Below are 20,661 nucleotides of genomic sequence, written 5' to 3'. Positions count from 1 at the left end.
CCGGGGTGAGGCCGTCAGGCCGAGGGGCAGCGCCGCTCTCCTTTATTCACTTGTCGCCCTGCGGCGACGGGGAGCAGCGCCCCTCAATCCGTCACGTCACCGCGCAGGATGTCGGTGAATTTCACCTCACCCTTGCCCAGCCGCGCGCGGTAGGGCGGGATCGCCTCGGAGACGCGCATCACGTAGTTGCGGGTCTCGGTGAAGGGGATCATCTCGACCCAGTCGATCACGTCGACCGTGCCGATCCGCGGGTCGCCGCGATCTTCCATCCAGTTGCGCGGCCGTCCGGGCCCGGCATTGTAGCCTGAGGCGACCAGCACCGAAGACGGTCCGAATTCGTCGCGCAGCTCGGCCAGATAGGCGCCGCCGAGCTTGAGGTTATAGGTCGCATCCGTCGTCAGCCGCGCCTTCTCGTAGGGCAGGCCGGTTTTATCCGCCATCATCTTTGCGGTGCCGGGCATCAGCTGCATCAGGCCCTGCGCGCCCACCGGAGAGCCCACGCCGATCGCGAACTGGCTTTCGCGCCGTGCGACCGCGAGGACGACTTCTTCCGGCACGCCCAGATCATGGCTCGTCAGCCCCGGGATCGGCCAGAGTGCCTGCGCGATGATCTCGCCCTTCAGCGCGGCGCGTTTGCCGATGATCAGCGCCAGATAGGTGTCGTCCTCTTCCAGCGCGTACTTCGTGAGCGCGCCGAAATTGCCCGGTCCGAGGCTTTCCTCGAGATGCAGAACGAAGCGCGCGCCCAGCTCGTTTTCCCCGGCCTCGTAAAGCAGCTGCGCGGCCTTGAAGACGGAAGAATGACGCAGCTTATAGCGCCGCCAGTCGGGCAGGTCGGGGCCCTTGGCGAAATTCGCGGGCAGGGACAGGTTCAGCCGCTCCGCCGACAGGAGCCCGTAATAGGCGTCCTGATTTTCCGCGCCTTTGCGCCATGCGGCCTTGGCTTCGTCGCTGCGGCCCAGAACCTCCAGCGCGCGGCCCTGCCAATACCATGCCCGCGACGACGAGATCGGCCCGTCCACCGCCTTTTCGAGATTGTGGAAATGGCTGTAGGCCGTATCGGCACGGCCCAGTTTCAGCGCGGCATAGCCCGCGACCCATTCGAGATCGGCGTAATCCGCGCCGCCCGGTTCCAGATGGTGCGAGGAGGCAAGATCATAAGCGCGCTGCGTATTGCCCGCGCGCAGATCCCAGCGCGCCTGATAGCCGCGCAGCGTCGCCCAAAGGTCGGGGTCTTCGAGGTCGGTTGCGGATTTCGACCGCTCTAGGATCAGCTCTGCCGCGCCGTCTTCCAGCCCGGCGCGCCAGCGCCACATCGCGCGGTCGCGGGCTAGCCCGGCGGAACGCTCGACCATGTATCGGGGGACGGCGGCGACGAGATCGTCCACGCCGTGCTCGCGCGCCTGCAGGGCGATCCGCGCCTCGGCCACGGCCTTGGTGCCCGGCGTGACCAGACCGATCATCCGGCGCGCATCCGACAGATGCCCGCGATCGAGCATGTTCTGCATCCGCCCGCCATGATCGGCGGAGATGAGCGAGGGGTAGTCGGCCAAGAACTTCGCCTGCTCGTCTTCGTCCATTGGCAGTTGGCGCCACGCGGTTTTGGCGACCTCGGCTGCCAGCGCCTTCTGGCCCAGTGCGAGATGCGCGCCAATCAACGCCAGCGCGCCGGTGCCGGTCTGCGGCGGGCCGAGCTTGAAATAGGCGATCACCTCGCGCGGCGGGATGCCGTCGAGCGTGGCCTCGCCCTTCTCGCGCAGCCACGGCATGCCGGGCCAATCGGCGCGGCGGGTGGCGAAATCGAGATAGTCGGCGAAGTCTCCTTCGCCGTCGCGCAGGCGTTTCCACTCGATGACATCGAAGCCCAAGGGGCCCACGCGGCGCGCGAGATTTTCAGCCTCGTCCCAGTTGCCGGAATTGGCCGCGGCGAAAGCATCGGACAGCGCAGAACTCGCGGCGCGAAGTGCGGCCGGCGAGAGCGCGAAACTCGAAGCCGCAAGCGCGGCGAGGAACTGGCGTCGGATCATCATGGCTGCTCGTGGTCGCGGGTATGCCCCTTTGATACGGGCCTCTCACAGATGGGGATGAATCACAAGTTGGCAACCGTCGCGCAACCGCCTATAACCCGGCCGATTTCCGCCGGGACGACTCACCTTCCCGGACCAACCAAAAAAGGAGCGTGTCATGTTCAAAGGGTCTCTTCCCGCACTGGTCACGCCGTTCAAGGACGGCGAACTGGATTTGGACACGCTCAAGAAACTCGTCGAGTGGCATATCGACCAGGGCAGCCACGGCCTCGTGCCGGTCGGCACCACCGGTGAAAGCCCGACGGTGAGCCATGCCGAGCATATGACCGTCATCACCGAGGTCGTGAAAGCCGCGAAGGGTCGTATCCCGATCATCGCAGGCGCGGGCTCGAACTCGACCGCGGAAGGCGTCCGGCTGATCCAGCACGCGGCTGAAACCGGGGCCGATGCGGCGCTCGTCGTGACGCCTTACTACAACAAGCCGACGCAGCGCGGCATGATCGCGCATTACCGCGCGCTGCACGACGCCTGCGAGCTGCCGATCGTGATCTACAACATCCCCGGCCGCTCGGTGATCGACATGATCCCCGAGACGATGGGCGAGCTGGCCAAGCTGCCGCGCATCGTCGGTGTGAAGGACGCGACCGGCAAGCTGGAGCGTGTCTCGATGCAGCGCGCGACCTGCGGGGCCGATTTCATCCAGCTGTCGGGCGAGGACGCGACCGCGCTCGGCTTCAACGCGCATGGCGGCGTGGGCTGCATCTCGGTGACCGCGAATGTCGCGCCGAAGCTCTGTGCCGAGTTCCAGGAAGCGACGCTTGCGGGCGATTACGCCAAGGCGCTGAGCTATCAGGACAAGCTGATGCCGCTGCATATGGCGATCTTCCTCGAGCCGGGTGTCGCGGGCGCGAAATACGCGATGTCGAAGCTGGGCGTGTGCTCGGCCGAAGTGCGTCTGCCGCTGACCGAGCTTCTGCCCGAGACGAAGGCCGCGATCGACGCCGCGATGGCGCATGCCGGTCTGATCTGAGATCTCAATCCAAGCGAACAAAGAAAAACGCCGGCGCGGTTAAGTTCGCGCCGGCGTTTTTCTTTGACGGGGAAGCTTATTGCAGGGCGCTGCGCAGATCGTCGAGCGCGACTGAGCTGAATTTCTGCGGCTGTTCCGACGTGCTCGGCGCGGCGGGTGCAGCGGGCGCGACGGCTTCGGGGGCCGCGTGTTCGACTGCCGGGGCCGGTTGCGGGGCCGCGGGCTCCGCATTCGCCTCGAGCCGCGGCGTCGCTGTATCGGTCGGCGCTGCCGCATCTGTTTTCGGCTGAAGATAGGCGAGGGTCACGGTGATCCGGCGGTTCGAGGGATCGCGGGGCTCTGCCGGTTTCAGCGGATCGGTGTCCGACAGGCCAGAGACCCGGGTGATACGCTCCGGAGCGACCCCGGCGGTCACGAGGGCCCGGCGCGTCGCATTGGCGCGGTCCGAGGACAGTTCCCAGTTCCCATAGGTGCCGCCCGCTTTCTGATAGGGGACCGAGTCGGTGTGACCCGCGATCAGTACGTCATTGGGCAGATCGGAAAGGGCGCGGCCAAGCTGATCCATCAGCTTTAACGTCGGCCCGTCGATCTTCGCGCTGCCCGAGGCGAACATGGCTTTGCCAGCCTGATCCACGACCTCGATATTCAGCCCGTCCGGCGTGCGCCGGAACAACACGTTCTGCTGCAGCGGGCGAAGGTCCGGGACGTGCTGGATCGCTTGCGTGATCCGGGTCTGAAGCGTCTCGAAGCGGGCGTCGTCGACGGCATGCGGCGTGGCGGCGGCTGCGGTCTTGGCGTCGGTTGTGTCGCTGGCTTTAGTCGTGGCCGTTGCCGCAGCTGCGAGCTTGTCCGTCGTCGCGTCGGGCATGGTGTCCTCAGACTTGCCGGAGGCGTTCGCCATTTCGGTGGACGGTTCGGTCGCGCTTCCGACACCGGGATTGGCGGGGATGGCATCATTGGCACGCGAGGCGTTCAGGACGCCTTTCGGCCCGATCGTCTCGCCAGCGAGCGGACCGGTGCCACCGGGCGCCTGCATCGAGATTTTCGCCGGCGCGAAGTAATCGGCGATCCCGGTCAGTTGGTTCTCGTCCGACACGGACAGGATCCACATCAGCAGGAAGAAGGCCATCATTGCGGTCATGAAGTCCGCGTAGGCGACTTTCCACGCTCCGCCGTGATGCTCGGATTCGTGATCGTCATCGCTCCGCTTCACAATGATCGGCGCTTGGTTCGACCGTGCCATGGATTGCCCTTTCCCACCTCGCTGACCGGAGCCAGCAGCATTCTCGGGGCATGCGTCTACTGCAGCCCCTGACTGTGGGTTGTCGGATTAAAAATGGGCCAAAAGAGGGCGATAATCGTTCATGATCTGGAAACAAAGCCGCCAATGGTGGCTCTGGAACCGTTTTCGAGCGACGGGCGTTGTGTTAGTCAGCTCGCGCTCAGGCGTCGTGAAGCGAAGCTTCGAGGTCGTCGCGGCTGTGCTTGCCTAGGCCGACTTTCTTGGCATAGGCCGCTTTGCGCGCCGAATAGCTGGGCGCGACCAGCGGCATATCGGCGGGCAGATTGAACAGGGTCCGATATTCGTCTTCGCTCAATCCGTGTTCCGAGCCGAGATGGCGTTTGAGCATCTTGAAGCCGCGCCCGCAGCACAGGCAGAAGACCTTATCCTCGGTCACCGCGTCTTCAATAGGAAGTGCGGGTTGCGGGCGTGCATGGCTGGCGTTCGCCGTGGCTGTGTCCGTTGCATGAGAGGCGCTTGCCTCGCCCAGCTCCTCGCCAAACTGCGCGGAGAGCTTCGCCACGAGGTCGACCACTTGATCCGCCGTTACATCCGCGCGGGCGGCATAGGCGGCAGCCACTGTCGCGATAATGTTAGCTGCATCCGTGGGCCGATCCTTCGACATGTGGTCTCTCCAATGCTTAAATTTTGCACTATCCCCGGATTAGTAGAGAAAGTTACGTGCAACATGCGTTTCTGTCAACAAACGCGGGTAACTGTGCTTGGGTTTCCTGCAAAGATACATTTTTTTGGCAGGATTGTTATGGCGAGTGCTTCGGCTGTCCTAGCGGTGATCAATGCAGTTTGTCGCGCGTGCGCCAACGCTGCTTGGCGAGCTGATAGTCCGGGGCACTCGTAGGATAGTCCGGCGGCAAATCCCATTTGGCGCGATATTCCTCGAAGGTCATTCCGAGCAGGTTTTTAAGATGACGCTTCAACATCTTGATCGGGCGGCCCGTCTCCAGGCAGATCAGCCGATCAGGAAAGACACTCTCCGAAATCGGCACTGCCGGGGTGCGGGAAGTCGCTGGCTCGCCGGCGCAAGCCGGGGATTGTCGCGTCATGTCTACTCTCACATGGTTTTGTTCTTAGGGGAAAGATTGAAGAAATTCTTAAAGTTAGGTCAAAGAAATCCAATTTTTCCGCTGAACGTCCGTCGATGCGTCCTATTTCAAGGCACAGGCTGGACTTGTCTGGCAAAAACACGTGAATTATCGCATATCGCAGGGATAATAATTCGAAAACGCAAAGATGTCAGGCTCGGCGGATTTACGCTTCGCCTTCCAGTCTGACGCTCGGTGTTATTCGAAAGTGACAGTGCGACGGGGGGAGGGCGTAAGACCTGAGTCTCGCCCCGAAAGCGCTGAGGGATACGGGGAGTTGCCTTTTGTTTGGCTCAGACGCCATGCGAAGACAGAACGTCATCATCGTAGCGGAAGAAGGCGCTAAGCAAGCACAGTTGGCCGACTTCTTTCGCGCATGCTGCGGCTGGGAGGCTTTGCCCTTCGCGACTGCGATGGAAGCGGAGCAATATATCCTGCTGCATGGACCCCCATGCATTTTGCTGATCAGCCTCACCGACGCAGAGGGTGCCGCGGATCTGATCCGAACTGCGCGCGTCAGTACGAAGGAGAGCCTGATCTTCTTCGTCGACTCCACTCCGGATGGAGAGCTTGCTGCCGAGATGATTCTGGCCGGTGCCGATGATGTGATCAGGCAGCCTTATTCTCAAAGGGAATTGGCCGCGCGTCTCTGGCTTCGGGCGGGCAACAGTCTGCCCATCAGCTTCCCGAGCGAAGAAAAGCGGGTCGCTCGCCTCAAGATCGACGAAGAAAACCGCCTGACCGGCCCTGATGCCGTCGAGGCGGTGCAGCTTACCCCTACGGAGGGGGAGATCATGATCGAGCTGATCCGGAGCGGTGGACGAATCGTCACGCGGGACGCGCTGTCGCGACGAATCGACAACTGCATGTGGGTCTATGGTGATCGCAAATTCGACGTTCACATCACCAAGATTCGCAAGAAGCTGCGTGACGCGTTCGGCGAGAGATATGTCGTGGAAACAGTGCGTTCGGCTGGATACTCGTTCTACGAGATTCCCGTCGGGAAGTCGCGCAGCCTTACAACGTCAGATTGAGTTGTTGAGTCTCTGGGACTGTTTTAGCGGTAGTCGCTGTCAAGCTATTAATTGTTAACATCTCGGCGACTGATCGTGAGCACACAATCTGTGGTCGCACCATCGACAAGCTGTGGATGGTTGAGGGGGTGCCCACAACCGATAGTGTTTGAACCTATGAAAAATAGGCTTTCCAACGCTTCGCCCGTTGCCGGTCTGGGGATAACTTGGCGGTCACCGGTTCGCCACCTTCACGTAGAATTTATCCTTACTCGCCTTACGGTTTAACAATCCTTAACCTTACCGGATCGTGAATCGCTGGTAATCTGCCGTTACTGGAATTTGGGGACTCGGGGATTAGGGATGTCCATGAAAAATAACGATTTGTTAGCGCAGATTTGGGAAGGTTCGGTGACGCAAGCGTCATCGGGCGCAGGGTCTCAGGGAAGTTTGGTGGCGGCTGCGCTTCTGCCTGCGCACAGTGTTTTGCTGCGCTCGACTCGCAAGGATGCAAGCTTGCTCGTGCTGCCCGAAGCCGAAGAGCTTCTGCCGGGAATCTCGCTTGGTGATATTCTTGCGGAAGAGCTTGGAATTGAGGTGCCTTATGGAAGCCTCGTGGTGATCGAGCCGACGCATGTCGCAGAGGTGACGCATGGCTTTGGGGGCCGTGCGATCGACCTCCGGCTGCCGGCGATGGCGTCGCCTGCGCGCGGTGGCTTTTCCCTTCACGAAGATGCGCGGGATCGCGGCGCGAGCGCGACGGGCGGTCACCTGTGAGTGCGAAGGCCGTGGAAAACGGCCGCTGTGCGTTCTGCGCCCGGTTGGCGGACCGGGCCTGTCTGACAACGTCATGAATATGCCGCGCCGTCTCGAGAGGCGGCGCGGCCTACCGCGGCATTAATCCGAGGTTAACCAGAAAAGCCTCCGATTAACTTGCCTTTAATCAAGTAAAGCTTTCTCCAGACATGCCCCCGTGGTCTTCTGTTCTTCAAGAATAGAGCGGATAGAGGCGGAGTAATGTTTGCATTGAGCTTCCGTGCTGCACTTGATGCGCCATTTCTGAATGTTGAAGAAGAACGGCAGGCCATCTCGCGCTGGCAGGAATACGGAGATCGGGACTCGCTCGAAATTCTCCTGCGCTCGCATGTCCGTCAGGCCTATGCGCAGGCGCGTCGCTGGGCGACCAATCCGGTCGAGCTCGAAGACCTCGTGGCGGAAGGGATCATCGGTCTGATGCGTGCCGCCGAACGGTTCGATCTGACGCAGGATGTGCGGTTCTCCACCTATTCGCACTGGTGGGTGATGACCTGCGTCCTAAATGCGCTCGCCCGGATCAAGACGGTGATCGATGTGCCGGCGCGGGTCTATCTCGATGCGCGGATGGGGCGGCTCGACAATCCCGAGGCGAGCCAGCTTTTGACCGGACTGGTGGCGCTGGATGCCAGGTCGTTCGATGACAGTGACGCCGAGATGATGGAGATGATGCGCAGCCCGGACCTCACGCCCGAAGAGCAGACTGTGGCCGCATCCGCCGCACGTGCTGCGCATGAGGTTCTGGAAGATGCATTGGACGATCTGGATGCGCCGGATCGCGAGATGGTCTTGCGGCGTAAATTGCAGACGCCGCCGGAATCGCTCGACGATCTGGCCCGCGATCTCGGGATGAGCCGCGAGCGCGCCCGGCAGGTCGAAAAGCGCGCGCTCATCCGGTTGAAGCGATGCCTTGAAAAGCGCGGGTTCAGCCCTGCGATGCTGAACTGAGAGGGCTGGGATGGCACGTCATCTGATGATCGCAGGGCATGGGCGCGCGGGTGCCGGGCTGCCTTGCAAGATGCCGCGTGCGACAAGCGTGCTCGCGCGGATCTCGCAGTCGGGTTTCTGGGGCGCGCGCGAACAGGGATGCCGGGCTGATGTGAAGAGGACGATGAGATGGACGCGATAGCTGCGACATTGCTGAAGACGACGGCCTCTGGCGCAGGGGCCGGGCGGAAGCCGTCATCGGAGGCGACCGGCTTCGGATCGCTTTTGCAGGGCGTGCAACCGGATGCGGGTAGTGCCGCGAAGGCGAGGGCGTCGGCGGCGGCCGCTTCGCCCAAGGGGGCGACAGCGGCGGTCCTTGCGGGGAATGCCGCGCTTCAGGCCGAGCTGGCTGGGAAGCTGCAGAAGCTTCGGGACGGTGCGCTGGCCGAATTGGCGCAGGGCAAGCCGATCGGGGTCGTGTTGAAAGAGCTGGGCACGTCGCTCGCGACGGTGCTCGCCGAGTTCGACGCCGCGCATGGCACGAAATTGCAGGAAGGTCTGGCCCAGGCGCTCGAAGCTATGCAGCTGCAAGCGGGCGGCGTGGCGACAAAGCCCGCTTCGGATCATGCGCGCGACAAAAGCGATACGATCGACGAGGTCTTCGCGAGCCTTCTGGTCTCGCTCGGTCTGCAAGCGAAGCCGCCTGAGCCCGCATCGCCGCAAAAAGGCGGCGCGCAACCCTCGTCGGTAGCGGGGCTCATGCCCGCGCATTCTGCGGGCGACCTATCCTCTCCGGCGGGGCAGCCGAAGCCTGAGGCACCGCAGACGCAGTCGCAGATCATCACATCCGTTCCGCAGGGGCTGGCCGGGGCGGTGCCCGCGCCACTTGCGCCGGAGGTCCCGCAGAACGACATGGACCCGCGCGTGCGCGCCGTTCTGGAAGCGGCCGCGAAAGGCGCGGGGAAGACCGGCAAGGCCGAGGCGCAGGCAGCACTGCTGCCCGCCGGGCCGAGCAAAGGCGATCCCAAACCGGCGCAGCCATTCGCCGAGGCCGCCCGCGCAGGTGCGCTGCCCGATGCGGCCGTGGCACGGCTCACGCAGCATGACGCAAGTCACGCGGCCCGCAGCGAGGCTGCGGCGCAATCGGGGCAGGCGGCTCAGCCCTCGCCGCGCTTTGCGGCCTTCGTCGCAACGCAGCTTCGGCGCGCCGATCTGCAGGAGGGACGCACCCGTGTGGCGCTGACCCCGCGCGGGCTGGGCGATATCGAGATCGACGTGGAGCGCGACAAGCGCGGTCAGGTCAACGTCGTCGTTCGGGCCGAAAGCCCGGCGGTGCTAAGCGCCTTGCGCGGGGATCGCGAGACGCTCGCGGCGATCCTGGCGGGGCAGGGCTTGCAGATGGATAGCGGCACGCTCGATTTCGAGCAATTCGGCGGTCATGACGAGGGTGGAGAAGAACGCTCCTCCGGCCAGAGCGCGAGCATTGACGAAGACGTCCCCGTGCTGGGCGCCGATTGGCAGCCCACCATCGACGACGGACAACTGGATATCAGGACCTGAGGAGCCACAGATGAGCATCTCCCCGACAAGCACCACGCCGACCGCGGCCACGACCGATGCCGCGACGAACACCGCGCAGTCGAAGCTCTCGGCGGATTACAACAGCTTCTTGCAGCTTCTGACGGCGCAGATCAAAAATCAGGACCCGCTGAAGCCGATGGACTCGACGCAATTCGTCTCGCAGCTGGCGCAGCTCAGTCAGGTCGAGCAATCGGTGCAGACCAATACCAACCTCAAGACGATCGACGCCAAGTTGAGCGCGATCGGCGGGATGTCGGATGTGGCCCTGATGGGCAAGACGGTGTCGCTCGCCTCCGACCGGATCGAGCTGCGCGACGGTCAGGCCAGCACCAGCTACGAGCTTGCCGCACCCGCCGACAAGGTGACCGCGATCATCAAGACGGAGGACGGGACCGAACTGCGCCGAATCACAGGCCTGCCCGGACGTTCGGGCGAGAAGATTGCGCTGAACTGGGATGGGCGCGATTCTGCGGGGTTGCCGGTGCCCGATGACACGTTCCGGGTCGAGATCGACGCGCAGGATACCGATGGCAATGCGGTTTCCTATGACACCTATCCCAGCACGCAGGTCGAGCAGGTACGGTTCTCGTCACAGGGGCAGTCGCTGGTTCTGCGCAATGGCGAGGAAGTGCCCAGCTCGCTCATCGTTGCAGTGTCGGGCTGACGCGAGTGTTCCCCGGCGCGGTGCGCGGCGGGGGCTTTCCTATCCTTGCTCGAATGGCGCCGCGCTGTTCACCTTCGCCGCCTGTAAGCCGGGCACACGGTCCTTGAGGCCGCGCTCGAGCAGCGGGACGAGGTCGTCAGGCGTGACCGTATCGGGTTCGAAGATCCGATTCTCCGCGAGTCTGGTCAGCAGATCGAGCGTCTCGTCGCGCAGTTTCGGCACGAGCGCCGGTCCATCGGGAAGCTCTTTCCCCTTCAGAACCAGCGTCACGTCGACCGTCAGGTAGATGACCGCGCGGGCCCGGAAGATCGGGACCGTGATCGGCCCCAGCGCGACGTCGCGCGGGGCAGGCTCGGGCGGGGCTTCGGGCGCTTTGGGCCCCGGCGCGATCTGGCTGCCGCCAAGATAGCCCAGGCCCGCCGCGACGATCGGCACCACCACGACGAGCAGCACGAGTGTTCTCCAGCGCGGCATCGGTCGCGCTCAGTAGGGCAGGACGACGTCGAGCGCGTCTTCCCCGTAGCGGGGCTGTTGAACCTTGCTGATCTGGCCGCGCCCGCCATAGGAGATGCGTGCCTCGGCGATCTTCTCGTAGGGGATCGTGTTGTCCATCCGGATGTCTTCGGGACGGATGATCCCGGCCACACGCAATTCGCGCAGCTCGTGATTGACCTTCACCTCCTGGCGTCCGGCGATCACGAAATTCCCGTTTTGCAGTTTCTGGATCACGAGAGCCGCGACCTTGAGGCTGATCGTTTCGTTGCGTTTGATCGAGCCGGTGCCGCTTGCGCTCGATTGCGAGCTGAGATCGACGATGTTGCTGCCCGTGGGCAGGTCTTTCTCGCTGACGCCGGGCAGGATCTTCGCGATCTTGCCGCCATAGCCGAGGAAGGTCGGGAAGCCGACGCTCTGGCTGCCGTCGCGGCTGCGCTGGGAGGCGTTCTGAAGTTGCGCCTCGTCGTTGATGTCGATATCGACGGTCAGCAGATCGCCCACCTTGTCGGCGCGCTGATCGCCGAAGAAGCCGGTGGAGCCGGTTTGCCAGAGCGAAGCTGCCTCGGCCCGTTGCGGAATGCGCGTAGGCTCCAGCGGCGGCATCGGCACACTGACCCGGTTCACCTCGGGGATCGTGTCGCCATCGACGACCATGTCGCTCACTTTCGGGTCGCGCTCGAAGGCCGTGCCGGGACCGCAGGCGGCCAGCGCGAGCATCGGCAGGATGTAGAACGGATGTCTCACTTCTGAATCTCCACTTTGCCGTCGGGCTTGGCGATGCCTTCGACAATCTTGTTGCTTACGAGATTGACCACGCGCACCGACTGATCCGCATGGGCGTCGGAGATCGCCTTGCCGGGCGCGGTCAGCGACATCGGGCCTTTCGAATATTCGATCGAGACCGGGTCGCCGCGCGAGATGATGACCGGCTCGGTGATCGACTGGCTCATCACCGGGCGTCCGCGCGCCAGGACCCGGCGCACCTGCATCCCGGCCAGATGGTCGAGCTGCGTCACAGCATAGGCGCCGACTTGGCCATAGGGGAGATCGACCATCTGGAAATCATCGCCCGACAGGATGGCGCCGGGGAGAATCTGCTGCGTCGGCACCGGGACGGGCACGTTCAGAAGTGCAAGGCCCCCGAGGCGGCGCACGTCGCCCGACGCCTCGACCGCATTCGCGAGAAACTGCCCCGTGGAGCGGTCCATCCAGAAATCGCTGATCATCTCCGCGTCGCCGGGGGCGCTGTCTTGCAGCGTGATCTCGAAATGGCCGCTCGGCGGCATCTCGAGGCCCCAGGACTGCTCCGCCTTCTCGGCGATGAGTACCCGCACGGATTCCGCGCTCGCGGGACCGGCGAGAAGCGCGGTGACGAGCGTGGCGAGAACGGCAGTCGCAGAGGCGAATTTCGGGATCATGGCATCACTTGATCTGGTTCGAGGTGGACATCATCTGGTCGGCCGTCTCGATCGCCTTGGAGTTCATCTCATAGGCGCGCTGCGCCGAGATCAGGTCGGTGATCTGCTGGATGATGTTGACGTTTGAGCTCTCAAGGTAACCCTGACGCAGGATGCCGACGCCCGGATCGCCCGGCAGCGCCTCGGTCGGATCGCCCGAGGCGGTCGTCGCCTGCAGAAGGTTGTTGCCCAGCGGTTTCATCCCCGCCTCGTTGACGAAGGTCGACATCGTGATCTGGCCGATCTGCACCGGGGTCGGGTCTTTGCCGACATAAGCCATCACGAGGCCCTGCTGGTTGATCTCGACATTGGTGGTGTTGGCTGGAACGTTGATGCCGGGCGCGACCTCATAGCCGTCCAATGACACGATCTGGCCCTCGGGGCTCAGCTGGAAGGTGCCGGCCCTGGTGTAGGCCTGACTGCCATCGGGCATGTTGAGGGTGAAGTACCCGCCGCCGTCGATCGCGAGATCGAGCTGGTTTTCGGTCTGCACCAGACCGCCTTGCGTGTTGAGCCGCACCACGCCCGCGCTTTGCACGCCGAGGCCGATATCGACGCCCACAGGCCGCGCGGTCCCGTCGGCGGAGGTCAGCGAGCCTTCGCGTTGCAGCGACTGGTAGACCAGATCCTGAAACGCGGCGCGGCTGCTCTTGTAGCCGGTGGTGTTCGCGTTCGCGATGTTGTTCGAGATCACGTCCACATTGGTCTGCTGGGCCAGCATCCCCGTCGCGGCAATTCCAAGTGCTCTCATGGTTCAGCTCCTTTTCGCGCCGGTCAGACTTTGCCAAGCCTGCGCAGTGTTTCCTGACGAAGGGTGTTCTGTTCATCCATCAACTTCACCGCCCGCTCGTAGGAGCGCTGGATGTCCATCATCCGGGTCATCTCGACCACCGGCTGGACATTGCTCTCCTCAACGAAGCCCTGCGCGACCTGCGTCGTGTCAGACGGGGTGAAGGCGGGGGCGGCACCTCCGGGCGCGGCAAAGAGGCCGCCGCCCAGCCGGTTGAAGCTTTGGATGTCGGGCACGGTGAACATGCCCAGCGTGCCGATGGTGCCGCTATTGGGCCCCGAGATCGTGCCGTCGCGGGAGATCGTGATCTCCTCGCCCGGCGGGATCGCGATCGGCGCGCCGCCCCGGTCGAGAACCTTGTTGCCCGTCAGCGTCACGAGATTGCCCTGCGGGTCTACGGCCAGCCGCCCGTCGCGGCCAAACGCCGTCCGGCCCTCGGGCGTCGTATAGGCGAGCCAGCCGTCCCCGTTCAGCGCGACATCAAGCGGGTTGGACGTCTTGGTCAGCGAGCCCTGCCGGTCATCGAGATAGGAGCCCTTGTCGAGCACGTAGCTTACGTCATCCTCGGGGCCCGCATTGCCCTTCGAGTTGTAGCTCTCGGTCAGCGAGCGTTCCGCCTTGAAACCAGCCGTGTTGGCGTTGGCCATGTTGTTGGCCGAAATGTCGAGGCTGCGCCACAGCGTCGAGGCGAGGGATAGAGAGACGTAATTTGAGCTATCCATGAATTTCCGTCCGCGAGAATGGATCTTGTGGCTTTGTGCTTGGATCGCTGCCAATTTCTATTCAATAATGTTTGCTAATCTTGGAATAATCAATACTATTCTTTAAGGCGCGAAGGAATTCTGGTGCGTTTGGGCAAGAGGTGATGGAATTGCGAGGCGGATTCCCCTTCATGGGCGGCGTTTTGGCGCTCTGTCTTCTGTGCGGCGGCGCTGCGGCGGAGACGCTCCCCGCGCCCCCTCCTTTCGATTTCGCGCAATACACGCAGGCGGGGTTCCTCGCGGATCGCGATGCGCTGGCCGCTGGCGTCGCCACAGCCGAGCCGGGGCCGTCGCGCGCCATTGCGCGGCTCGATCTTGCGGAATTCTATCTCGCCCATGTCATGCTGCCCGAGGGGCGCTCCGTGCTGGGCGACGAGATGCCCGACGGTCTGATCCCGGCAGAGCAGGCCCGCTGGCGCGCGATTGCGGCAGGGTTCAGCATCATGGAAGGGACGGGGGTACCGACTGGCGCGCTCCTGCCGAATGCCGACTGGGCCAATTGGCAGGACTATCACCTCTGGGCGGCGCTTAACGCGATCACGCAGGGCGATGCGGTGGAGCTTGAGGGCAATCTCGCGGGCGCGGCGGACCGGCTTCCAGCCTATCCGCCCGTTTTCGTCGAGGCCTGTCTGCCTGCGCTTCTGGAAGGCGCGATCGCGGTCAGGAAGTGGCCGCTGGCTCAGCGGCTGAGCCGCGATTTCGACGGCTACCCCGAGCTCAAATCGCAGCCGGTCTATAGCTTCCTTATTGGGCGGGTGGCGGAGCAATCGCATCATCCCGACAAGGCCTATGCCGCCTATCGCGAAGCGGCGAAGGGGCAGGATCGCTACGCGCAGCGGGCGCGGCTCGCATTGGTCAGTCTGGGGCTCGAGCATGGAGCGCTGACACCCGACCAAGGTTTGTCCATGCTCGCCGAGGCTAACCTTGCGTGGCGCGGCGACAGGTTCGACCTGCAGGCGCTCGAACAGCGCGCGCATTTGGGCGAGACCTCCGGCCACGATGTGGATGCGCTGATTGCCTATGGCGAGATCCTTGCCCGGTTTCCCGAGCGTCCGCAGGCGCGTACGGCGGCGGAGGCCGCCGACAAGCTGCTCAAGGCGTTTTATGCGAAGGGTGCGGCGGGGAAGATTTCGCTCACGGATTTTTCCGAGGGGCATCAGCGGTTGGAGGCCTATTACGAAGTCCGCCCCGATTTTCAGACCTATGCCGAGCAATTCGCGGATCGCCTTTTGGAGCTGGGCGCGACGACTCAGGCCGCCACGGAATATCGCAAGATCCGGGAAGCTCTGAGCGCGCAGCGCAAGGATACCCCCGAGGCGGTGTCGCAAGATCGCATGGCCTATCTGGCGCTGCGCGAGGCGGAGGCGCTTGCGCGCGGGGGGCAATTCGCCCGCGCCGCCAAGGTGTTGGAGGCTTCCGAGCGCCCCGCCGATGTGCAGGAGTTGAACCAGTTCAATGCGCTGCAGGCCCGCGTTCTGGCCGAGGCCGGGAAGACCGATGCGGCATTGCAGGCCAAGGTCACCTCGCACTCGGCCGATCATCTGCGGCTTCAGGCGCGGCTCCACTGGAAGAAGGGCGATTGGACGGCGGCGACCCAGTCCTATCGCGAGTTGTGGAAGAAGGCCCCGGACGATTTCTCCGAGACCGACGCGGTCGAATTGCTGCTGGCCGCCTACCGGTCGGGCGACCTGACCACCGCCCGCAGCGTCGCCGAGGTCTTCCCGCGTCTGGCGGGACGTGAGGATTTGAACAAGCTCGTCGCAAGCCTTCTGGCGGAGCCCGCCAAGCTCAGCCCGCTGATGGACGCGGCTGCGCGGGACCGGCTGCGCAAGGCGGATGACGCGCTCGAGATGGTTGGGTCGGAGGCGAAGCAGGCTGGCGGGTAGATATCTTTGCTATGCATTGCCCCTCACCAACATCGCCAAAGACAAAACGCAGATATTTTTAACTCCAGTTAAACATCAGTCGCATATCTCCTAAATAGGACCCCCTTCTCTTCGGACATGAGAGGATAAAACCATGAGTATTTCGAGCGCGATGCAGACCGGCGTGAGCGGCCTGAACGCAAACTCCGTCGCCGTTGGCGAAATTTCCGAGAATATCGCGAATGCGAATACCACGGGCTACAAGCGCAGCTTCGCCCAGATGGTGACCATGACGCCGAGCGGCGGGCTCGATGCGCCCTCGGGCGTCAATGCTGTCGTTTCCTCCGACGTGACGAACGGGGGCGCGGTGATCCCCACCAGTTCCGCGACCGATTTCGCGGTGAACGGGAACGGGTTCTTCGTCGTATCCGGCAAAGCCAATACGAGCGTCGAGTCCGATTACGTCCTGACGCGCGCCGGGTCGTTCAAGCCCGACGAGAATGGCGATCTTGTAAATTCGGCAGGCTATTTCCTCTCGGGCTACCCCTATACCGACGGCACGCTCGGCTCGATCGACGGCAACAGCTTCAATGGGCTGAAGACGGTGAACGTGACCGATGCGATGCTGAGCGCGAAGGCGACGACCACGGTCAGCGTGCAAGGCAATCTGCCCTCGCAGGAAACCGGAAACGCCACGCCGGGCGCCCCCTTCACCTCGTCCTCGCAATATTTCACGCCGCTCGGTGCGGCGAAGCGGCTCGAATATTCCTGGCAGCCGACCGCTACGCAGAACCAGTGGGACGTCACCGTGTCGGATGGCGATGGCGTTCCCTACGGTCAGGTCACGGTCGATTTCGCCGCCAGCGGGCCGAATGCGGGTGCTCCGGTCAGCTATTCCGGCGTCACCAATCTCGCCACGGCACCCGGTGCCTTCTCGATGGACACGACCACGGGCGTCATGAGCCTGACGATGAATGACGGTGGCACAACCCAGCCGATCGATGTCGGGCTCGGTGCGCTGAACAGCTTCGATGGGATGACCCAGTTCGCCGGTGATTTCACCCCGCAGAAATTCGACACGGACGGCTCGTCCGCCGGCGCGCTGACCCGGATGGAGGTCGATGATACCGGCACGATGTACGGGATCTTCGATAACGGCCAGCGGCAGGCGCTCTACAAGATTCCGCTCGCCCATGTGGCGAACCCGAACGGGATGCAGGAGGTCGATGGCGACGCCTATCGGCTGACCCGCAACAGTGGCGACTTCACGATCCACAAGGCGAACGAGGGCCCGGTGGGCACCATTTCCTCGGGGACGCTTGAAGGGTCGAATGTCGATATCGCGCAGGAATTGAGCGATCTGATCCGCACCCAGCGCGCCTATTCCACCAACGCGAAGATCGTCACCACGATGGATGAGATGCTCGACGAGACCACGCGTCTCAAACGCTGATCGTCACGCTGAGAACGGAGTAAGCCGATGAGCCTCACGGGCGCCCTCCAGGCGAGCACGAGCGGTCTGCGCACGGCGCAGATGCAATCGGAAGCGACCTCGCGCAACATCGCGAATGCGAGCACCGAAGGCTATGTGCGCAAAGAGTTGCCGCAGGTCACGACCGCGGGCGGCCTCGTGCAAACCGGCGAGGCGCGGCGCGAAGTCGACGCCTCGCTCAACCGCATGTATCGGCAGCATTCCTCGGCCATGGCGCGCGAGCAGGCGATCTACGAGGCGGTGGGCGAATATACCGCGACGCTGGGGCAGCCGGGCGACGGTCTGTCGCCCGCGGATCGGTTGACCGATCTGCGCAGCTCGATGATCGCGCTGGTGAACAACCCCGGCAGTAACGCGGCGCAAAACGGCGTGGCGTCCTCCGCGCAGGAGATGGTGACCTCGCTGAACCAAAGCAGCGACATGCTCGCGCGGGTCGGTGGCGAGGTCGATATGGAGATCAAATACGACGTCTCCGATTTCAACGAGACGCTGCACAAGATCACCTCGCTCAACAAGCAAATCTCGGACGCGCCGCCCGGCTCGCTCGGCGCAGCCGATCTGGGAGATCAGATGGATGTGCTGGTGGAAAACGCGTCGAAGCTGATCGACATGCAGGTGCGCCGTTCCACCGATGGGCGGGCCACGCTCTACACGGCTGGCGGGACGCCTCTCGTCGACGGCGATCAGGCCAGCTACATCACCTATGATCAGGTGGCTGGAAAGCTGTTCGCGGGCAAGACGGAGATCACCCCGGACTCCACCGACGCGCGCGGCTTCCAGAATGGCAGTCTCGCCGGTCTGTTCGTGGTGAAGAAAGACGTTCTGCCGCGCTTCCAGCTTCAGCTCGATGAGATGGCACGGGGGCTCGTGCAGGGGTTCGAGGGGGCCGATGCCTCGCTCGCGCCGGGGCAGGCGGGGCTCTTCACCGATGCAGGCGCGGCTTTCGACCCGGCCAAGCTCGAAGGGTTGGCGGGGCGGATTTCGGTCAATGCCGCGGTGGACCCGGCGCAGGGTGGCCAGCTATCGCGCCTGCGCGACGGGATCGGCGCCACCACGCCGGGTGCCGCAGGCGACTCGACCCAGATCGAAGCCTTCGTTTCGATGTTCGACGATCCGCTTTCGGCGGACCCGGGAACGGGGCTGGAGACGTCGCTGTCGCTGCGCGATTACGGCAGCAACATGATCTCGGCGCAGGAATTCGAGGGCACCCGTTCTCAGGAACGGTTCGCCGCCGCGCGCACCGCCGCCGAGACGGTGAACGGCACGCGCCAGGGCATTCAGGGCGTGAACATCGACGATGAGATGCAGAAGCTGATAACGATTCAGCAAAGCTATGCCGCAAATTCGAAGATGATGACTGCCGTCATGAAGATGATGGACACGTTGCTTGAAGCCGTCTGAGGAGACTGAACGATGATCCCCCTAATCCGGAATTCGCTGTCGACCTTGCAGATGAGCGTGATCTCGCGGCGGTCGGTCAGCCGCACCACGGCAGAGCTGCAACGGACGAGCGACGAGGTCGCGACCGGACGCAAATCTGATGTCTATGCGGATATGGGGGCGAAATCGGCCTTCGTGCTCGCGCTGGAAGATCGCGCGACGACCAATTCGCATTTCATTACCTCGAACAAGCTCCTCGGGAGCAAGCTGGATATGATCGCATCCAGCGCGTCTACGGCGCGCGGGGCCGCGCAGGATGTGCTCGGGCTCGCCGTCGGCAACCTCGAGCGCCCCGGCGCCTCGGCAGCGACCCTGCAGCAAAGCGCGCGCGCCGCCCTCGACACCATCATGACGAGCCTGAATGTCTCGCTCGACGGGGAGCATCTGTTCTCCGGGGTAGCTTCGGACAAGCCGGCGCTGCGGGGCTATGACGTGGCGAATGGCGCAACGGGCCTGTCGGCAGGAGATGTCCTGTCGGGGATCGTGGGCAGCGGCCCCGCAGATGCGACCCAGGCCGCGGCGATGCTGTCGCAGATCGACAGCGTGTTCGACGACACCAATGCCGATCCGGCCAAACGCTACAGCTCGACCTTCTTCCAGGGGGACGCGACAGCCGGGACGCCGCGCAAAACGGCGCTGATCGGAGATGGCGAGACGCTCGATTACGGGATGCAGGCGGACGATCCCGAGTTCCGCAACCTCATCAAGGGGCTTGCGCTGTTCGCCTCGACCGACGTGTCGAAGATCACTGATCAGGATGCCTATAAAAGCTGGATAGCCGCCGGCGTCAAAGCGCTGAGCGATGGCGTCGAGGGGTTGCGCAATTCCGAAACTGCGCTGGGTGCGAAGCAGAAGCGGCTCGACATCAAGCTGACGCAGCAGCAATCGATGGATTCGGTGCTCAACAGCCGCCTGTCGGATTACGTCTCGGTCGATCCGTACGAGGCCGCGACCCGGATGACCGCGCTCCAGACGCAACTCAGCGCGAGCTACAGCGTAGCCGCACAGATGTCGAAGCTGTCGATCCTGAATTATCTCTGAGTCGCGCGCTTATCGCGCGGCTACCGTGCCCCGCGCGTCGGTTTTCTCATAAGCTGCGAGCTTCACGTCTCTCGTGCTTTCCAGTTCACTGAACTTGTAGCCACGACCGTAGACCGTCTCGATATATTGGTGGCCGCTATCGGCCGCATCGGCGATCTTCTTGCGCAGCTTGCAGATATAGACGTCGATGACCTTGTCGAAGGGCTGGTCGTCGCTCATCCCGTAGACCGCATCATAGATCGCGCCTTTCGCAATCACCTTGTTCGCGTTCAGCGCCAGGTGCTGGAAGATCGCGTGTTCGCGGTTCGACAGCTTCAGGCGGGCGCCCGAGACCATCGGATCGCGCCCGTCGAAGAAGGCGGTGATCTCGCCGACGCTGATGCTCTCGGCGGCGTGGCCATAGGAGCGGCGGATGATCGAATTGATCCGCGACAGCGCTTCGATCCCCTTGATCGGGCTGACCATGACGTCGTCGGCCCCGGCATCGAGCGCTTCCGAGGCATCGCGTGAGTTCTTGAAGTCGCGCATCACCAGAACCGGATTGCGGCAGCCGCAGCTCCGGATGGCCCGGATATAGTCGGTCACTTCCGGGCAGTCGCCGATCAGAATCGCCCGCGTGTCGACGCCCTTCTGGTTCAGCGTACTGAGATCGGACGCGAAGAAGGATGCGGGGACGAGGACGGGTTGCAGCCCAACGCTCTCCAGCTCGCTGAGCAGGCCGCGAACGCGGCCATCGCGAGGCTCAAAGACGTAAATATTCATGCAGGCCTCCATCCCGGGCAAGTTTCTCGCACAAGCGGCAAGATCACGCTAAGTTGCCACAAAGGATTAGTCAAGAATAGTACTGATTTATATTGGACACTATTTATGTTTTGCTTTA

Annotated in this window: 20 protein-coding genes; 10 read left to right on the top strand and 10 right to left on the bottom strand. The window is 63.4% G+C overall.

All coding sequences use genetic code 11. From position 1 onward, the window contains the following. Positions 1-83: 83 nt before the first annotated feature. Entirely contained in the window at positions 84-2,027 is a 1,944-nt protein-coding gene (locus BMI86_RS06825; protein WP_168173798.1) for a lytic transglycosylase domain-containing protein, read from the bottom strand. Between the two features lie 157 nt (positions 2,028-2,184). Here BMI86_RS06825 and dapA point away from each other — a divergent pair, with 157 nt between their 5' ends. Further along, positions 2,185-3,057, top strand: a complete 873-nt coding sequence (gene dapA / locus BMI86_RS06820) for a 4-hydroxy-tetrahydrodipicolinate synthase (protein ID WP_078540293.1) — start codon at positions 2,185-2,187, stop codon at positions 3,055-3,057. Between the two features lie 76 nt (positions 3,058-3,133). On the opposite strand, the gene BMI86_RS06815 is transcribed toward dapA, so the two are convergent. The 3 genes from BMI86_RS06815 to BMI86_RS06805 form a co-directional block, all read right to left on the bottom strand. Continuing rightward, positions 3,134-4,300 (bottom strand): flagellar motor protein MotB, encoded by a 1,167-nt coding sequence (locus BMI86_RS06815; RefSeq protein ID WP_078540292.1) that lies wholly within the window; start codon positions 4,298-4,300, stop codon positions 3,134-3,136. Between the two features lie 199 nt (positions 4,301-4,499). Next, the gene (locus BMI86_RS06810) at positions 4,500-4,964 is read right to left on the bottom strand and encodes a MucR family transcriptional regulator (protein WP_078522010.1); all 465 of its coding nucleotides are present in this window, start codon (positions 4,962-4,964) and stop codon (positions 4,500-4,502) included. Between the two features lie 169 nt (positions 4,965-5,133). Then, on the bottom strand, positions 5,134-5,403 hold the full coding sequence (locus BMI86_RS06805; RefSeq protein WP_078540291.1) for a MucR family transcriptional regulator: 270 nt from the start codon (positions 5,401-5,403) through the stop codon (positions 5,134-5,136). Between the two features lie 341 nt (positions 5,404-5,744). On the opposite strand from BMI86_RS06805, the gene BMI86_RS06800 reads away from it, so the two are divergent. From BMI86_RS06800 to BMI86_RS06780, 5 genes are all read left to right on the top strand, one after another. Beyond that, positions 5,745-6,476, top strand: a complete 732-nt coding sequence (locus tag BMI86_RS06800) for a winged helix-turn-helix domain-containing protein (RefSeq protein ID WP_078540290.1) — start codon at positions 5,745-5,747, stop codon at positions 6,474-6,476. 495 nt (positions 6,477-6,971) lie between these two features. Next, positions 6,972-7,232 (top strand): hypothetical protein, encoded by a 261-nt coding sequence (locus BMI86_RS06795; protein ID WP_078540289.1) that lies wholly within the window; start codon positions 6,972-6,974, stop codon positions 7,230-7,232. A 240-nt stretch (positions 7,233-7,472) separates the two neighbouring features. Continuing rightward, positions 7,473-8,216 (top strand): sigma-70 family RNA polymerase sigma factor, encoded by a 744-nt coding sequence (locus BMI86_RS06790; RefSeq protein WP_078540288.1) that lies wholly within the window; start codon positions 7,473-7,475, stop codon positions 8,214-8,216. Between the two features lie 168 nt (positions 8,217-8,384). Next, complete coding sequence (locus BMI86_RS06785; RefSeq protein ID WP_078540287.1) at positions 8,385-9,755, top strand: flagellar hook-length control protein FliK; 1,371 nt, start codon at positions 8,385-8,387, stop codon at positions 9,753-9,755. A gap of 10 nt (positions 9,756-9,765) precedes the next feature. Beyond that, positions 9,766-10,440 carry a flagellar hook assembly protein FlgD gene (locus tag BMI86_RS06780; RefSeq protein ID WP_168173797.1) on the top strand — a complete coding sequence of 225 codons (675 nt, stop codon included), beginning with the start codon at positions 9,766-9,768 and terminating at the stop codon, positions 10,438-10,440. Between the two features lie 39 nt (positions 10,441-10,479). Here BMI86_RS06780 and BMI86_RS06775 read toward each other — a convergent pair whose 3' ends face one another. The 5 genes from BMI86_RS06775 to flgF are packed head-to-tail and all read right to left on the bottom strand — an operon-like array spanning position 10,480 to position 13,904. Next, positions 10,480-10,914: a hypothetical protein gene (locus tag BMI86_RS06775; RefSeq protein ID WP_143594705.1), complete on the bottom strand. Its 435-nt coding sequence runs from the start codon at positions 10,912-10,914 to the stop codon at positions 10,480-10,482. A 9-nt stretch (positions 10,915-10,923) separates the two neighbouring features. Next, a complete protein-coding gene (gene flgH / locus BMI86_RS06770; protein WP_348638950.1) occupies positions 10,924-11,679 on the bottom strand; it encodes a flagellar basal body L-ring protein FlgH in 756 nt (251 codons plus the stop codon). Continuing rightward, entirely contained in the window at positions 11,676-12,353 is a 678-nt protein-coding gene (gene flgA, locus BMI86_RS06765) for a flagellar basal body P-ring formation chaperone FlgA (RefSeq protein WP_078540284.1), read from the bottom strand. Before flgA ends, flgH begins: the two co-directional genes overlap by 4 nt. 4 nt (positions 12,354-12,357) lie before the next feature. Then, positions 12,358-13,143 carry a flagellar basal-body rod protein FlgG gene (flgG, locus tag BMI86_RS06760; protein ID WP_078540283.1) on the bottom strand — a complete coding sequence of 262 codons (786 nt, stop codon included), beginning with the start codon at positions 13,141-13,143 and terminating at the stop codon, positions 12,358-12,360. 23 nt (positions 13,144-13,166) lie between these two features. Continuing rightward, entirely contained in the window at positions 13,167-13,904 is a 738-nt protein-coding gene (gene flgF / locus BMI86_RS06755) for a flagellar basal-body rod protein FlgF (RefSeq protein ID WP_078540282.1), read from the bottom strand. A 170-nt stretch (positions 13,905-14,074) separates the two neighbouring features. Here flgF and BMI86_RS06750 point away from each other — a divergent pair, with 170 nt between their 5' ends. The 4 genes from BMI86_RS06750 (at position 14,075) to BMI86_RS06735 (ending at position 19,781) form a co-directional block, all read left to right on the top strand. Next, positions 14,075-15,829, top strand: a complete 1,755-nt coding sequence (locus tag BMI86_RS06750; RefSeq protein WP_143594704.1) for a hypothetical protein — start codon at positions 14,075-14,077, stop codon at positions 15,827-15,829. 133 nt (positions 15,830-15,962) lie between these two features. Beyond that, positions 15,963-17,261, top strand: a complete 1,299-nt coding sequence (locus tag BMI86_RS06745; RefSeq protein WP_078540280.1) for a flagellar hook protein FlgE — start codon at positions 15,963-15,965, stop codon at positions 17,259-17,261. 27 nt (positions 17,262-17,288) lie between these two features. Next, positions 17,289-18,701 (top strand): flagellar hook-associated protein FlgK, encoded by a 1,413-nt coding sequence (flgK, locus tag BMI86_RS06740; RefSeq protein ID WP_078540279.1) that lies wholly within the window; start codon positions 17,289-17,291, stop codon positions 18,699-18,701. A gap of 12 nt (positions 18,702-18,713) precedes the next feature. Further along, positions 18,714-19,781: a flagellin gene (locus BMI86_RS06735; RefSeq protein ID WP_078540278.1), complete on the top strand. Its 1,068-nt coding sequence runs from the start codon at positions 18,714-18,716 to the stop codon at positions 19,779-19,781. Between the two features lie 9 nt (positions 19,782-19,790). Here the strand turns inward: BMI86_RS06735 and BMI86_RS06730 are convergent, their stop codons facing one another. After that, positions 19,791-20,543, bottom strand: a complete 753-nt coding sequence (locus BMI86_RS06730; RefSeq protein ID WP_078540465.1) for a response regulator transcription factor — start codon at positions 20,541-20,543, stop codon at positions 19,791-19,793. Positions 20,544-20,661: the final 118 nt, after the last annotated feature.

Origin of the sequence: Thioclava sp. DLFJ5-1, from assembly GCF_002020115.1 — a bacterium.
Lineage (GTDB): Bacteria > Pseudomonadota > Alphaproteobacteria > Rhodobacterales > Rhodobacteraceae > Thioclava > Thioclava sediminum.
This window is presented reverse-complemented; position numbering and strand designations above follow the sequence as displayed.